The sequence below is a fragment of the Merdimonas faecis genome (genome assembly GCF_001754075.1).
Classification (GTDB): Bacteria; Bacillota; Clostridia; order Lachnospirales; family Lachnospiraceae; genus Merdimonas; species Merdimonas faecis.
Genome location: NZ_MIEH01000014.1, coordinates 48,252 through 63,916 on the forward strand (window position 1 = coordinate 48,252; position 15,665 = coordinate 63,916).

The following is a 15,665-nucleotide window of genomic DNA, read 5'->3' on the forward strand; positions in this document are numbered from 1 at the left end:
AGATGAGAGAAATCGCAGGCTGTATCCTGGCGGGCGGAAAAAACCTGCGGATGGGTGGAGAGAAGAAGGTTTACCTTAAGTACCAGGGGGAGACATTCTTAGATCGGATCCGGGGGAATTTCAGGAATTTCCCCCGGATCTATCTGTCTGTGGAAGACAGAGGCAGATATCAGGAAGAGGGGATGATCCTGGTGGAAGATGAGGTCCCGGGCGCCGGTCCTATGGGCGGGATTGCCTCTGTGCTTAGGCGGTGCAGAGAGGATGCGGTTCTGGTGGCGCCCTGTGACATGATCTTCCTGTCGGAGGCATCCATAGAAAAGCTTAAGAGCGCCTACGAAGAGACCGGGAAGCCGGTGTTGTTTGAAGGAGAATTTCTGCCCCTGCCGGGCGTCTATACCAAAAGTATGCTGCCCCGGATGGAACGGCATCTGGAATCGGGAGATTATAGGCTTAAGAGTCTGTGGGAGAAGGAGGACTATGTGACGGTGAAAGGACCGGGAAAAGAGGAGCTTAGAAATATAAACAGGATCGAGGAATATCGGAAGCTTGCATGGATTCCGGCAAAAGAGGCGGCGGAGCTTTTGAAGAATGCCGCAGAAGAGATCTCGGAAACAGAAATGGTCAGCCTCAAGGAAGCGACGGGCAGGATCCTTTCAGAGGATCTTGCGGCAAAGGAGGATCAGCCGCCGTTTCCCCGTTCTCCTCTTGACGGGTATGCGATCCGTTCCTGTGACAGCAGGGGCGCGTCCTGGAAGCGGCCGGTGCGCCTTAGCGTCACGGAAAAGATCTACGCCGGACAAATGGCGAAGCACCGCGTGGGAGAAGGAGAGGCGGTGAGGCTCATGACGGGCGCGCCTATCCCGGAAGGAGCGGATACGGTGATCCGTCAGGAGCATACAAAGCCTCTTGCAGATGGGATGGTAGAGATCTGCGAGGAATTAAAGCCCTGGCAGAATTACTGTCCTAAAGGCGAGGATTTCTGCAAAGGGACCGTCCTGCTGCGGGGAGGAAAACGGATGGATTTTGCGGCGGTCGGCATGGCGGCGGCCGCAGGATATGAGGAGGTTCCGGTAAAAAGAAGAGTCCGGGCGGCCGTCCTTGCCACCGGCGATGAGCTGCAGGAGCCAGGAGAGCCATTAAAGCCCGGCGGGATTTATAATTCTAACGGTTATCTCCTTGGAGCAAGACTTTCGGAATTAGGCGTGGAAGTGGAAAGAAGCGTCCGGCGGGCAGATGATACGGAAGCGATCGCCGGATGGATCCGTGAAATGAGAGAGAAGGTGGATCTGATCCTTACCACAGGAGGCGTGTCTGTAGGGGAGAAGGATCTGATGCCGGAGGTGTTTGAGGCGCTGGGGATCCGAAAGCTTTTTCACGGCGTACAGGTGAAGCCGGGAGCGCCTACCATGGCAGGCATGTATGGAAATGTTCCGGTGATCGCTCTGTCCGGCAATCCCTTTGGTGCCATGGTGCATCTGGAACTTCTGGTGCGGCCGGTTCTGGAAAAGATGACAGGCAGCAGCTTTTATGCACCGGAGTATCGAAAGGGAGTCCTGGTCAGTGATTTTGTAAGACCTTGTGAGAGCCCACGTATTGTCCGTGCCCGGTGGGAAGACGGGCGGATATCATTTCCGGAGCAGCATGCATCCGGTGTGCTCGCTTCTCTTGGCGAATGTAACTGTCTGGCGGAGATAAAGGGCCGGAAAGAAGGCGTAAGGAAGGGAGAGACAATATGGGTCAGGATGCTTGCAAACAACCTTTGATTTACTGTATCTGCGGAGAGAAGAACAGCGGGAAGACCACGCTTGTCACAAAACTGATCCCGCTCCTTGCGGGGAGAGGGTGTCTTGTGGCTACGGTCAAGCATGACGGCCATGACTTTGAACCGGATGTGCCGGGAACCGACAGCTTCCGTCACAGGAAGGCGGGGGCCTATGGGACAGCAGTCTTTTCGGATCATCGTTTTCTGGTGACGAAGGAGTGCGAAGGGATCACAGAGCAAGAATTGTTTTTGCATTTTCCCGAAGCAGACATTATACTGGTAGAAGGGCTGAAACACAGCAGCTATCCTAAGTATGTCTGCGGCTATCCGGAAAAAGAGGCAGATGCGGCAAAGATCGCAGAAGAAATCTTAAGACTGCTGGAAGAAAAAAGAAGGCCCTGTGATAAGGGAGACAAATAGATGAAGTACGAAAATATCGAGCCGGGAATCTTTCGTTCCCGGCCCAATCGGTTTATTGCCAAGATAGAGATCCAGGGAAAAGAGGAAACGGTGCATGTGAAGAACACCGGCAGGTGCCGGGAGCTTTTACAGCCGGGGGCCTGTGTATATGTGGAGCGGGCGGGAAATCCGGAGCGGAAGACGAAGTGGGATCTGATCGCGGTAAAAAAGGGAGAACGGATGATCAACATGGATTCCCAGGCGCCCAACCAGCTGGTGAAAGAATGGATCGAGGAAGGAAATCTCTTCCGGAATGTGACGAAGATCCAGCCGGAGTATACCCATGGGAATTCACGGTTTGATCTGTATGTGGAAGCAGACGGGCAGAAAATCCTGATCGAGGTCAAGGGTGTGACCCTGGAAGAGGACGGCCGGGTACGTTTCCCGGACGCACCAAGCGACCGGGCGGTGAAGCATGTAGAAGAGCTGGCCGGAGCGGTGCAGGAGGGATGGCAGACATACGTGTTCTTTGTGATCCAGATGAAGGACGTCCGTTTCTTTACGCCGAACCGGGACACCCATCCGGAATTTGCCAAGGCTCTGCTGCGCGCATCGGAAAAGGGGGTCAAGATCCTGGCCTATGACTGCCAGGTGTCAGAAGACGAGGTCCATATCAAAGATCCGGTGCCGGTGGTGCTGGAAGATCCGCTGCTGTATGAGATGGCAGAGCCATTGACCCGGTGGTACCGGGAAAATAAAAGAGAGCTTCCCTGGAGGCAGTCCCCGGACGCCTACCGGGTGTGGGTGTCGGAGATCATGCTGCAGCAGACCAGAGTTGAGGCGGTGAAGCCTTATTATGAGAGGTTTCTGAAAAGACTTCCCACGGTCAGGGATCTGGCAAAAGCAGAAGAAGACGTTCTTTTAAAGCTCTGGGAAGGCCTTGGATACTATAACCGGGTCCGGAACATGCAAAAAGCTGCACAGCAGGTAATGATCGATCATAACGGAAAATTTCCGGAGACCTATGAGGAGATCCGTGCGTTAAAAGGAATCGGAAGTTATACGGCGGGAGCCATCAGCGCTTTTGCCTATGGGATCCCGAAGCCGGCGGTGGACGGCAATGTGCTGCGTGTCATATCCAGGCTCACCGGAAGCCGGGAGGATATCATGAAGCAGTCCGTCAGGAAGAAGATCGAGGAGGCGCTGGAGCATGTGATCCCGGAGGGAGAGGCCAGCGATTTTGACCAGGGGCTGATAGAACTTGGAGCCCTTGTCTGTGTGCCAAACGGAGAACCCCATTGCGGGGAATGTCCTCTTTCTCATCTGTGCAAAGCCAGAGAGCAGGGGCTGACAGGAGAGATTCCGGTGCGGAGCAAGGCAAAGCCAAGAAAAATAGAAAACCGTACGGTGCTCATCTTTAAAGACGGGCAGAAGCTTGCCGTCCGGAAGCGTCCTGGAAAGGGGCTTCTGGCGGGGCTTTATGAATTCCCGAATCTTTCGGGACATCTGTCCATGGATGAGGTGACTGCTTACAGCAAAGAAATCGGTCTTGCGCCCATTCGTATCCGGCCGCTTGAAAAGGCAAAACATATCTTCAGCCATATCGAGTGGCACATGACCGGATATGAAGTTATCGTGGATGAGCTGGAAAAGACGAATGAGAAAGGATTCCTGTTTGCCTTGCCGGAAGAGATCGGTAAAAAATATTCCATTCCGTCCGCGTTTGAGGTCTATGTCAAACATGCAGGGATCGAAAAGCCGGGGATGGAATCTTGACGAAGGCCTGACTTTTATGGTAAAATCAGGAACGTAAAATTCCGGCAGGAAGCCGGGAAAGCAGCTGAAGCTGTATGGGGTTGAGGTAATATTTTTTGATGTGACATTTAGTGAATCAGAAGAATTTGCAGGAGATATCAGGAAGATATCCGTTTTCAGAAGAAGACAGATATCTTCCTTTTGTATTGTAAAAAAAGAGATGGTAAAAGGAGAAACAGATGACATTAGAACAATTTTTCCGGGAGAACAGGAAGGCGGCGGTGGCATTTTCCGGAGGAACCGATTCGGCGTTCCTTTTGTGGGCCGCAAAAAAATACGGCTGTGAAGTCCGGGCATATTATGTGAAGACAGCTTTTCAGCCGGCTTTTGAACTTCAGGACGCCAGGAGACTTGCGGGAGAGCTGGACGTACCGATGACCGAGCTTCCGGTAGAGATCCTGGAGGTTCCGGAAGCGGCGGATAACGGGCAGGAGCGCTGCTATTACTGCAAGAAAGCGCTGTTTACCAGGCTTAGAGAAGCAGCAAAGCAGGACGGATTTTCCTTTCTTCTGGATGGTACAAACGCTTCGGATGATGCCGGGGACAGGCCGGGGATGCGGGCGTTAGAGGAGTTAAGGGTACGTTCGCCCCTGCGGGAATGTGGCATGACAAAAGATGAGGTGAGAAAAAGCTCCAAAGAGGCGGGGCTGTTTACCTGGGATAAGCCGGCATATGCCTGCCTTGCGACCCGGATCCCTACAGGCACCAGGATCTGCATGGAGGATCTGAAAAAAGTGGAAAGAGCAGAAGAAGCCCTTGCGGGACTTGGCTTTTTGGATTTCCGGGTGCGCTTGTATGGAGAAGCGGCCAGGATCCAGGTGACGGAACAGCAGATGGCATTGCTGCTCCTGGAACGGGAAAAGGTGTTAGAGGCATTGAAGCCTTTGTTTTCCGAGGTGCTGCTGGATCTTACAGCCCGGCAGGCGTCAAGATAGGAATTAAGATAGCAGGTTTGAAAAGGAGAGACGTGTATGGATAATAAACAGGACATCCTGGAACTTTTGCGAAAGGTAGCGGGAGGAAAGGTGTCGCCGGAGGATGCGATGCTGGACTTAAAAGAAGCGCCTTTTGAGGATCTTGATTATGCCAAGATTGATTTTCACCGCAGTGTCCGCCAGGGAGCGGCAGAGGTGATCTACGGCGCAGGAAAAACACCGGAGCAGATCCGGGGGATTGTATGCACGATGGGAGAAAGAGGGTGCAGGAATATCCTGGTGACCCGGATCGGTCAGGAGGCGGCAGATTACTTAAAAGAGACGATCCCGATCGATTATCACGCTATTCCCAGACTTGGAATTGCATTTCCCGAGGAGCGGAAAAAACGGGGACATATCGTGGTGGCTACCGGAGGGACCAGTGATATGGCTGTGGCAGAAGAGGCGGCTCTGACGGCAGAGGCCATGGGAAACCGGGTGACCAGGCTCTATGACGTGGGAGTGGCAGGGCTCCACAGACTGTTGTCGAATCTAGATCCGCTGATGCAGGCCCGGTGTGTGATCGCAGTTGCCGGAATGGAAGGGGCCCTGGCCTCCGTGGTGGGAGGCCTTGTGGACTGTCCGGTGATAGCGGTACCCACCAGCGTGGGATATGGGGCAAGCTTCGGCGGATTATCGGCCCTTTTATCGATGCTGAATTCCTGCGCTTCCGGATGCAGTGTGGTCAACATTGACAATGGATTCGGCGCGGGATATCTGGCCAGCAGGATCAACCAAATGGAAGGGATCAAGGAGGAGTAAGAGATGAGAACATTATATATCGAGTGCAATATGGGAGCGGCCGGAGACATGCTTATGTCTGCGCTCTATGAACTGTTGGAAGACCAAAAAGGATTTCTTGAGAAAATGAACAGTCTGGGACTTCCAGGGGTAAACCTTAAGGCGGAACGGGGAAAGACCTGCGGGATTGCCGGAACCCATATGAAGGTTACCGTGTACGGAGAAGAAGAAACGGAACCGTCGGCGGGTTGCGGACATAGCCATGAGCATGAGCACGGTCACGGGCATGGGCATGACCACGAGCACAGCCGTGAACATGACCACGAGCACAGCCATGAGCATGCTCACATACATGACCATACGCATGCACACACACATGCGCACGGCCACGGGCATCACCATGCCACGCCGGGGCATATCGGTGCGCTGATCGATGGCTTAAATCTGCCGGATGAGGTGAAGTGCCATGCCAAGGCAGTATATGATGCCATCGCCCAGGCGGAAGCGCATGCGCATGGCTGCCCGCTGGGAGATGTGCACTTCCACGAGGTGGGAGCCCTGGATGCGGTGGCGGATGTGACAGGTGTCTGCTACGCCATGTATCTTCTGAAAGCCCAGCGGATCATTGTCTCTCCGGTACATGTGGGAAGCGGAACGGTGCGCTGCGCGCATGGTGTGATGCCAGTGCCGGCGCCGGCCACGGCATATCTTCTGCAGGGAGTCCCAAGCTATGGCGGAGAGGTAAAGGGAGAGCTGTGTACACCTACCGGGGCGGCGCTGCTTGCTCATTTTGCGGATACCTTCGGACCTATGCCGATGATGAAGAGTGAAGGCGTAGGAATCGGTATTGGCACCAAAGAATTTGACCAGGCTAACTGCGTGCGTGTTTTCCTGGGAGAGACCGTGGATATTGAAGAAAAGAATAAGAGCGGAAACGGAGAGATCACGGAGCTTGTATGCAACATTGATGATATGACGCCGGAAGCTCTTTCCTTTGCCTGTGAAAGACTTCTGGAGTTTGGGGCCCTTGATGTCTATACCGTGGCCGGGACCATGAAAAAGGGGAGAGCGGGCCATGTACTGACGGTGCTTTGCGAGACGGATAAAGAAGAGACGTTTGCCCGTCACATCCTGGCAGAGACGACTACCAATGGCCTTAGGGTACGCCGGTGTGAAAAGTATTTTCTGACTCCGGGGATGGAAACGGTGCAGACAAAGTGGGGCAATATCCGGGTGAAAACGGCTGCTGGATATGGAGTGACCCATGCGAAACCGGAATATGAGGATGTGGCACGGTGTGCGAGAGAGGCTGCGGTGCCTTATGGAAAGGTCTGGGAAGCGGCGGCGCAGAAAATTGAGAGAGCTGACGGACAGGAGGAAGCATAAATGGGGCAGAGAAGACGAGTGATCTCCCTGCTGTGCATGGCGGCTCTTGTGGTATCACTGCTCCTGGGATGCGGGGGAGAAAGTGCGGAACGTTCCGGCGGAAGCGGAGACGGGGATTCGGTTGTGATCGCCCTGGATCCCGGCTCGGAGCCGGAAGCCGGGTTTGACCCGGCCTATGGATGGGGAGCCGGAGAGCATGTCCACGAACCACTGATCCAGAGTACGCTGACGGTAACCAATACAGACCTGACCATTGGCTATGACCTGGCTACAGGGTACAGTGTCAGTGAAGACGGACTGACCTGGCAGGTGACGATCCGGAACGATGTGAAATTTACAGATGGAGAGCCACTGACGGCGGAGGATGTGGCGTTTACTTATAATACGGTAAAGGAGACCAGTTCGGTCAACGATTTTACCATGCTGGACCACGCAGAGGCGGCAGATGATACAACAGTGATCTTTCATATGACGAGGCCGTTTTCCATCTGGCCCTATACCATGGCTGAGGTGGGGATCCTGCCGGAACACGCCTATGACAGTGCGACTTACGGGACAGAGCCTGTCGGTTCCGGCCGTTATATATTAAAACAGTGGGACAAAGGGCAGCAGGTGATCCTGGAGGCAAACCCGGATTACTATGGGGAAGCGCCAAAGATGAAGCAGGTGACGATCCTGTTTATGGAAGAGGATGCAGCATTTCTGGCCGCCCAGTCCGGACAAGTGGACCTGGCCTATACATCGGCAACTTACTCAGAGGAAGAAGTGGAAGGATATACACTGGCTGCTTATGAAAGTGTGGATAACCGGGGGCTTAATCTTCCGGCAATTTCTGAAACCACAGACTCGGAAGGACGGGCGGTGGGAAATGATTTTACCTCTGACGTTCTGGTGCGCCGGGCTATTAATATCGGTGTGGACAGACAGGAAATGATCGACCATGTGCTGAATGGGTATGGAAGTCCGGCCTATAGCGTATGTGACCAGCTTCCCTGGTACAACGAGGCGTCGGAAGTGACATACGATCCGGAGGGGGCGGCAGCCCTTCTTGATGAGGCTGGATGGGTTCTGGGAGAGGACGGTGTCCGGGAAAAAGACGGCGCCCAGGCCAAGATGAATCTTTTGTATTCCAATGGCGATTCCGTACGGCAGGCATTGGCGGCAGATTTTGCGGATCAGATGGAAGAACTGGGGATTATCTGTACGATCGAGGGCGTGGGCTGGGATACGGCTTACGACAGGGCTTTGTCAGAACCTCTTTTGTGGGGATGGGGAGCCCATACGCCCATGGAGCTTTATAATATTTATCATACGATTGAAGGAAATACGGTGGACGGGAAGGACCTGGCCCAGTACTCGCCCTATGCCAATGAAACTGTGGACACATACATGGATCAGGCGCTGGCGGAAAGCGACCTGGAAGAGGCCTATACTCTGTGGCAGCAGGCACAGTGGGACGGAACCACCGGTGTGACCCAGGAGGGGGATATCCCCTGGGTGTGGCTGGTCAATATCGACCACCTCTACTGGGTAAGAGACGGCCTTACGGTGGCGGAACAAAAAATCCATCCCCACGGCCATGGCTGGTCCATCGTCAATAATGTAGACCAGTGGGAATGGGAAGAGTAGGAGAAAGGAGCAAGGTGTGAAGCATCGTCTTGGATTTGCAGGGAAAAAGTTGATACGGATAGCACTGCTTCTTTTAGGGGTAAGCTTTGTGACCTTTCTTTTGATGTCGGCGTCGCCTTTAGATCCTCTTCAGACCAATGTGGGGCAGGTGGCTCTTGGCTCTATGAGTCAGGAGCAGGTGGAAGCCCTTTTGGCATACTGGGGTGTGGATACGCCGCCCCTTACAAGATACGCAGGATGGCTTGGCGATGTGCTGAAGGGAGATTTCGGCACATCCCTTCTATACCGCAGACCGGTGCTGGAGGTGGTGGGAGAACGGCTTTCCAGTTCGCTCATCCTGCTTCTGTCTGCATGGATTCTTTCCGGGATCTTGGGCCTCTTCCTGGGAGTCGTGGCCGGGGCGTTCCGCGGGAGACTCCCGGACCGGCTGATCCGGGGATACTGCGTGGTGATCTCCAGTACGCCGGCGTTCTGGCTGGCGATCCTGCTTCTTCTGATTTTTTCTGTCTGGCTTGGCTGGTTCCCTATCGGAATGTCTGTGCCGGTGGGAATGGAATCGTCGGCGGTCACGGTCTTCGACCGGCTTTATCATGCGGTGCTCCCGGCCCTGACCTTAAGCATTACCGGAGTGGCCAATATCGCACTCCACACCAGGGAAAAGATGGCAGACGTGATGGAATCCGATTATGTGCTTTTTGCAAGAGCCAGAGGGGAGGATGCCCGGGGGATCGTCCTGCGCCACGGGCTTCGGAATGTGATGCTTCCGGCGATTACGCTGCAGTTTGCATCCATCAGTGAGATCATTGGCGGTTCTGTTCTGGTAGAACAGGTCTTCTCCTATCCGGGACTTGGTCAGGCGGCTGTGACGGCAGGGCTTGGAAGTGATCTTCCGCTTCTCCTGGGGATCACGGTGATCACGGCAGCTATTGTATTTGGAGGCAATCTGGTCGCAGATCTTCTCTATGGAGCCGTAGACCCCAGGATACGAAGGGGGGCGGCAAAGTCATGAGGAAGCAGATCAATCAAAGACAGAAAGCAAAGATCCTTGCCGCAGTGGTGACGGTCGTGCTTGCGGCTGTGACGGTGTGCGGCATCCTGTTTACGGAAGCGGCGATGGAGACGGATTTTTTGAGCCGGAACCAGGCGCCTTCCGCTGTCCACATTTTTGGTACCGACTGGATGGGGAGAGATATGCTTTTTCGGACTCTTGCCGGGCTTTCCTTAAGTATCCGGATCGGACTTCTGACCGCCGCTATCAGCGGGGCAGCGGCGCTTCTTATCGGTATCGGAGCGGCGGTCCTTGGCAGGAAGGCTGACGCCTCCATCTCCTGGTGTATCGATCTGGTCATGGGAATTCCGCATATCCTTCTGGTCATGCTGATTTCCATTGCCTGCGGCCGGGGCTTTACAGGGGTGGTGGCCGGAGTGGCACTGACCCACTGGCCGTCGCTTGCGAGAGTTATAAGGGGAGAGGTGCTGCAGCTTCGCCAGGCTCCCTATATCCTTGTGGCAGAGAAGCTGGGAGTGTCAAAGATGAGGATTTCGGCCGTGCATATGTTTCCCCATCTTCTGCCGCAGTTCTTAACAGGGACGATCCTTTTGTTTCCCCATGCGATCCTGCATGAGGCCAGTGTCACCTTCTTAGGGTTCGGGCTGTCCTCGGAGCAGCCGGCTATCGGCGTGATCCTGTCGGAAAGCATGCAGTACCTGACTACGGGAAAATGGTGGCTTGCCCTGTTCCCGGGGCTTAGCCTGGTGCTGGTAGTCCTTTTGTTTGCCATGCTGGGAGAGCGCGTAAGGAAACTTTTGGATCCGGCCAGCGTACATGAGTAGGAGGGAACCATATGGAACCGATTCTTAAGATCAGGAATTTATCCATTTCTTTTAAACAATATGAGAAAGGGACGAAGCAGCGTAAGATTCAGACGATCCGGAATCTGTCGCTGGAGATCCTTCCGGGGCAGGTGGCGGCCGTGGTAGGCGAGAGTGGATCGGGAAAGAGCCTGCTGGCTCACGGGATCCTTGGAATCCTGCCCTATAACAGTCAGATGAAGGGAGAGATCCTTTATGACGGACGTACGCTTGATAAAAAACGGGCGGAAGAGCTTCGGGGACGAGAAATCGCACTGATTCCCCAGGGCGTGTCATGGCTAGACCCGCTTATGAAGGTGGGGCCGCAGCTCTTTAAGGGAAAGAAGGATGCGCAGACAAAGACGCGGTACCGGGAGGCGCTTGCGCGTTATGGACTGGGGCCGGAGACGGAAGAATTGTATCCCTTTGAACTGTCCGGGGGCATGGCCAGGAGGGTACTGATCGCCTCGGCAGTAGCGGAAAAGCCAAGGCTTGTGATTGCCGACGAGCCAACGCCGGGGCTGGACGAACGAACGGCTGTAAGAATCCTTGGACATTTCCGGGAGCTTGCGGATGAAGGGGCGGCAGTGCTTCTGATTACTCATGATTTAAGGCTTGCGCTTACCATTGCCGACCAGGTGACAGTGTTCTATAATGGGGAGACGATCGAAAAGGCATCGCCGGAAGATTTTCAGGATATCCGCCGGCTGAAGGCTCCCTTTACAAAGGCGTTGTGGACAGCGATGCCGGAGCATGACTTTAAGGCGGCAGAGATAGAAGGACCAGGAGACGTTGGAGGAGACGCATGAGTTTAGAGGCAAAAAATGTGACATTTTACTACCGGGGAAGAAAAAGGAAGCCTGTGCTGAAAGAGGTAAACTTAGAGATTCACCCGGGAGAGCGGGTCGGATTAAAGGCGCCGAGCGGCAGAGGGAAAACAACGCTATGCCGTCTGCTGGCGGGATATGAAAAGCCAAAAGAAGGGGAGGTCCTTCTGGACGGGAGGCCTCTTGGGGAATACAAGGGGATCTGTCCGGTGCAGATGATCTGGCAGCATCCGGAGCTGGCGGTCGATCCGCTTTTAAGGCTGAAAGAAACTATGAAAGAGGTAGAAGAGCCGGATCTGGCAGAGCGGATGGAAAGCTTCGGGATACGGGAAGAGTGGCTGGAACGATTTCCGTCGGAGCTGTCAGGAGGAGAACTTCAGAGATTCTGTCTGGCACGTGCCCTTGGGAAAGAGGTGCGGTACCTCTTGTGTGATGAGATATCGGCAATGCTGGATCTTTGGAATCAGGCCAGAATCTTTGAGCTTTTGCTGAGGGAGACAGACAGGAGAAAGCTGGGGATTTTGATAGTCAGCCATGATGAGGCGCTGCTTGAGAGAGTGTGTACAAGAGTGGAATCACTGGAAGGAGGAAGCTAGGATGCCATCATTGGAGATAGTGTTTTGGTAAAAAATATGTGACAGGGCCTGGTATATCAGGCGCCTGTCACATATTTGATCATTTCCAGTAAACGATGATTCATAATGCCGGGATCTGATTCAGGATCCTGGCATTTTTCTTCCAGCAAAAATTTCAGAAAGCTGACAATAATCTCATTGACCATCTCCAGATTGTCTCTGCCGATGCGAAGGCCTTCGCAGTCCAGCAGGGATTCCAGCAGGCGGTAGCATCTCTCGGTAATATTTTTGCCGTAATACATGATGCCGATCAGTGCAGAGTATTCCTCTTTTTCCTCCGGAAAGATCGCATAATATTCTTCCATGATGTCTGTCAGATTGTCACTGTGTTTTCCGAAGAAAAAGTTGTAGAAAATATGGGGACTTCGGAAAACCGTGTGTCCGAAGAAGGACCATATCGCAAAAAAGTTATCCAAGGGTGGGAGATTCTGTCTGGAAAGTCTTGCAAGAGATCTGCTATAGTCGGTGAAGTGTTTGAGCGTGGCCAGCATGACCAGATGATCCATATCCCTAAAGTAAAGATAGATCGTCGAGTTGTGAAACCCGGCTTTTTCGGCGATCTTCCGTATAGAGAGAGACTCAAGTCCCTCCTGGTCGATCAGTTCCCGGGCCGCTTCGATGAAGCGGATCATGTTCTGTGTTCTTAATTCTTCTTTTTGATTCATTGACATACCTTTTGATTCCTTCATTTTTCACAAATTTCCTAAAAATGTAGGGCTGCCCGTAAAGAGGCTAAGCCTATAAATTATATCATTTTTGCAGTGCTTTTACAAGTGACAAAACGGATATAGACAGAATATATAAGCGAAAAAAATGTTTGTTAAAAAATTAATCAATATCATTGACAATAAGCGCGCTTATCTATATAATTATGGTAAAAATGTTAGAAAAAGCGCGCTTATCAAAAAGAATTATGTGAAAACTAACTATAGATTTTATCTATAGTTAAACATGGCAAGGAGGGAAAATATGAAACTTGAGATTGGCAATTTCTATGTCAGAGACATTGTATTCGGGAACGAACTGTCTTTGAAGGACGGTGTGCTCACCGTAAACAAAGAAGAGGCCCTTGATTTTATCCGTCAGGATGAGAGGATCACAGAAGCAGAGCTTTATATTGCAAAGCCCGGCGATAAGATCCGGATGTGTCCGGTAAAAGAGGCGATCGAACCCAGGATCCGTCCGGATGGAAGGGGAATATTCCCGGGGTATACCGATGATCTGGCGCCGGCAGGCGAAGGCGTGGTATATGCACTGAAAAACTGCAGCGTTCTGGTTGTCGGAAGACACTGGGGTGGTTTCCAGGACGGTGTGATCGACATGAGCGGAGAGGGGCAGAAATATACATATTTCGGCCAGCTCAACAATATCGTTCTGGTGGCAGACACCAATGAGGATTTTGAAAAGCATGAGCAGCAGAAGAAAAATGATGCTCTGAGAAGAGCCGGACATAAGCTGGCAGAGTTTATCGGTGCATGTGTAAAAGAGCTGACACCGGAAGATACGGAAGTTTATGAATTGGAAGCAGCGATCAGAAGAGATCCGGAAATTGAAAAGCTGCCTTCTGTTGTTTATGTAATGCAGCCGCAGTCCCAGATGGAAGAGATGGGCTACAACGACCTGCTTTATGGATGGGATACCAACCACATGGTGCCGACCTTCATGCATCCAAACGAGGTGCTGGACGGAGCGCTGGTATCAGGAAGCTTTATGCCGGTTTCCTCCAAATGGTCTACTTATGATATGCAGAACTGTCCGAACATCAAGGCGTTGTATGAGGCTCATGGCAAGACGATCAACTTCCTGGGTGTAATCATGTCCAACCTGAATGTAGCTCTGGACCAGAAGGAACGTGCGGCGCAGTTTGTTGCACAGATCGCAACCAGCCTTGGGGCGGACGGAGCAGTCGTTGCAGAGGAAGGCTATGGAAACCCGGACGCCGACTTTGTAGGCTGCATCGTAGCACTGGAAGACGCTGGTGTTAAGACAGTAGGCGTAACCAATGAGTGTACCGGACGTGACGGGCAGTCCCAGCCGCTGGTAACACTGGATGAGAAATGTGACGCTATCGTTTCCTGCGGAAACGTATCAGAGCTTATTAAGCTTCCTCCGATGGAGACCGTGCTCGGAGAGCTGGAAGCACTTGGAAGAGACGGACTTTCCGGCGGATGGGCAGATGATGAGATTTTAGGACCTTCCGTGAGAAAAGACGGTTCCATCATTATGGAAAACAATTCTATGTTCTGTGGTGACCAGGTGTGCGGCTGGTCTCCGAAGACGATGAAAGAGTTCTAGGCGGAGGTGAAAAGATGAAAAAAGCAGTTTTATATATCAATCAGTTTTTTGGTCAGATCGGTGGTGAGGAGCAGGCAGGAATCGCCCCTGAAATCCACGAAGGACAAGTAGGGCCGGCAATGCAGTTTGCAAAGGATCTGGATGCCGAGATCACACACACCATTATCTGCGGCGATAACTATATGGGAACCAATACCGAGGCGGCAGTAAGTGAGATTCTTGGTATGCTGGAAGGAAAAGAGATCGATCTCTTCCTTGCAGGACCTGCGTTCCAGGCCGGACGTTACGGCGTGGCCTGCGGAACCATCTGTAAAGCCGTGAAAGAAAAATTCAACATTCCGGTGGTGACATCCATGAATGTGGAAAATCCGGGTGTAGAGATGTTTAAAAAAGATATGTACATTATGCAGGGTGGCAATATTGCCGCAAAAATGCGCAAGGATGTTACCGCAATGGTCAAAGTGGCGAATAAGCTGCTGAATGGCGAACCGGTGGGAAGCGCGGATGAGGAAGGATATTTTGCAAGAGGTATCCGCCGTCAGACCTGGCTTGCCGATGGAAAGCCGGCATCTGAGCGTATGATCGATATGCTGGTGAAAAAATTGAATGGAGAGCCTTTCCAGACAGAGCTGCCGATCCCGAAGATCGACAGGGTACCGATCGCTCCGGCAGTGAAGGATCTGAAGAAAGCAAGGATCGCACTGGTGACTACAGGCGGTATCGTTCCGGTAGACAATCCGGACCATATCCAGTCTGCGTCTGCAACGCGCTGGGGACGTTATGACATTTCCAATGTAGATGCGCTGAAGGGCGGAGAGTATAAGACGATCCATGCAGGATTTGACCCGGCGGCAGCTGATGCGGATCCAAACGTTATCACTCCGATTGATGCCTTAAAGGTGCTGGAAAAGGAAGGATTTTACGGAAGCCTGCATCCTTATTTCTACTCCACGGTAGGAACAGGAACTACGGAGGCAGAGGCCCAGAGAATGGCAAGAGAAATGGTTCCGTATCTCAAAGAAGACAATGTGGACGCCGTGATCATGGTCTCCACCTGAGGTACCTGTACTCGTTGCGGTGCAACGATGGTAAAAGAAATCGAAAGGGCTGGTTTCCCGATCGTTCAGATGTGTAATCTGATCCCGGTAGCAAAGACTGTTGGATCCAACAGGATTGTTCCGACCATCTCTATCCCATATCCGCTGGGAGACCCGGGCACACCGAAGGAAGAACAGTGGAAGCTTCGTTATCACAGGACAAAAGTGGCTCTTGAGAGCCTTGCTACGGACATTACAGAGCAGACGGTATTCCGTGTATAAGGAGGGAAGGGGCGGGAAACGCCGCCCCTTGC

Annotated in this window: 14 protein-coding genes; 13 read left to right on the forward strand and 1 reads right to left on the reverse strand. The window is 52.7% G+C overall.

What is annotated here, in order from left to right:
- Positions 1 to 2 precede the first annotated feature (2 nt).
- The 11 genes from BKD12_RS06060 (at position 3) to BKD12_RS06110 (ending at position 11,980) form a co-directional block, all read left to right on the forward strand.
- On the forward strand, positions 3 to 1,763 hold the full coding sequence (locus BKD12_RS06060) for a molybdopterin-binding protein (RefSeq protein WP_083262855.1): 1,761 nt from the start codon (positions 3 to 5) through the stop codon (positions 1,761 to 1,763).
- Positions 1,733 to 2,182, forward strand: coding sequence for a molybdopterin-guanine dinucleotide biosynthesis protein B (gene mobB / locus BKD12_RS06065; protein WP_070088424.1), 450 nt, complete (start codon positions 1,733 to 1,735; stop codon positions 2,180 to 2,182). Before BKD12_RS06060 ends, mobB begins: the two co-directional genes overlap by 31 nt.
- A complete protein-coding gene (gene mutY / locus BKD12_RS06070; protein ID WP_070088425.1) occupies positions 2,183 to 3,937 on the forward strand; it encodes an A/G-specific adenine glycosylase in 1,755 nt (584 codons plus the stop codon).
- Positions 3,938 to 4,155: 218 nt separating this feature from the next.
- Complete coding sequence (larE, locus tag BKD12_RS06075; RefSeq protein WP_070088426.1) at positions 4,156 to 4,911, forward strand: ATP-dependent sacrificial sulfur transferase LarE; 756 nt, start codon at positions 4,156 to 4,158, stop codon at positions 4,909 to 4,911.
- Between the two features lie 36 nt (positions 4,912 to 4,947).
- On the forward strand, positions 4,948 to 5,712 hold the full coding sequence (gene larB / locus BKD12_RS06080) for a nickel pincer cofactor biosynthesis protein LarB (protein WP_070088427.1): 765 nt from the start codon (positions 4,948 to 4,950) through the stop codon (positions 5,710 to 5,712).
- Between the two features lie 3 nt (positions 5,713 to 5,715).
- Positions 5,716 to 7,077, forward strand: a complete 1,362-nt coding sequence (gene larC, locus BKD12_RS06085; RefSeq protein WP_070088428.1) for a nickel pincer cofactor biosynthesis protein LarC — start codon at positions 5,716 to 5,718, stop codon at positions 7,075 to 7,077.
- Between the two features lie 36 nt (positions 7,078 to 7,113).
- Positions 7,114 to 8,706, forward strand: coding sequence for an ABC transporter substrate-binding protein (locus tag BKD12_RS06090; protein ID WP_242872729.1), 1,593 nt, complete (start codon positions 7,114 to 7,116; stop codon positions 8,704 to 8,706).
- Positions 8,707 to 8,722: 16 nt separating this feature from the next.
- Entirely contained in the window at positions 8,723 to 9,715 is a 993-nt protein-coding gene (locus BKD12_RS06095; protein ID WP_070088430.1) for an ABC transporter permease, read from the forward strand.
- On the forward strand, positions 9,712 to 10,539 hold the full coding sequence (locus tag BKD12_RS06100; RefSeq protein WP_070088431.1) for an ABC transporter permease: 828 nt from the start codon (positions 9,712 to 9,714) through the stop codon (positions 10,537 to 10,539). Before BKD12_RS06095 ends, BKD12_RS06100 begins: the two co-directional genes overlap by 4 nt.
- An 11-nt stretch (positions 10,540 to 10,550) precedes the next feature.
- A complete protein-coding gene (locus BKD12_RS06105; RefSeq protein WP_070088432.1) occupies positions 10,551 to 11,366 on the forward strand; it encodes an ATP-binding cassette domain-containing protein in 816 nt (271 codons plus the stop codon).
- Positions 11,363 to 11,980: an ABC transporter ATP-binding protein gene (locus BKD12_RS06110; RefSeq protein WP_070088433.1), complete on the forward strand. Its 618-nt coding sequence runs from the start codon at positions 11,363 to 11,365 to the stop codon at positions 11,978 to 11,980. The genes BKD12_RS06105 and BKD12_RS06110 overlap by 4 nt, the downstream gene beginning before the upstream one ends.
- A 56-nt stretch (positions 11,981 to 12,036) precedes the next feature.
- Here the strand turns inward: BKD12_RS06110 and BKD12_RS06115 are convergent, their stop codons facing one another.
- Positions 12,037 to 12,708 (reverse strand): TetR/AcrR family transcriptional regulator, encoded by a 672-nt coding sequence (locus BKD12_RS06115; RefSeq protein ID WP_083262856.1) that lies wholly within the window; start codon positions 12,706 to 12,708, stop codon positions 12,037 to 12,039.
- 280 nt (positions 12,709 to 12,988) lie between these two features.
- On the opposite strand from BKD12_RS06115, the gene BKD12_RS06120 reads away from it, so the two are divergent.
- Together BKD12_RS06120 and grdH are read left to right on the forward strand one after the other, a co-directional pair.
- Positions 12,989 to 14,314 (forward strand): glycine/sarcosine/betaine reductase component B subunit, encoded by a 1,326-nt coding sequence (locus tag BKD12_RS06120; protein ID WP_070088434.1) that lies wholly within the window; start codon positions 12,989 to 12,991, stop codon positions 14,312 to 14,314.
- A 14-nt stretch (positions 14,315 to 14,328) separates the two neighbouring features.
- The gene (gene grdH / locus BKD12_RS06125) at positions 14,329 to 15,633 is read left to right on the forward strand and encodes a betaine reductase selenoprotein B (RefSeq protein ID WP_083262857.1); all 1,305 of its coding nucleotides are present in this window, start codon (positions 14,329 to 14,331) and stop codon (positions 15,631 to 15,633) included.
- Positions 15,634 to 15,665: the final 32 nt, after the last annotated feature.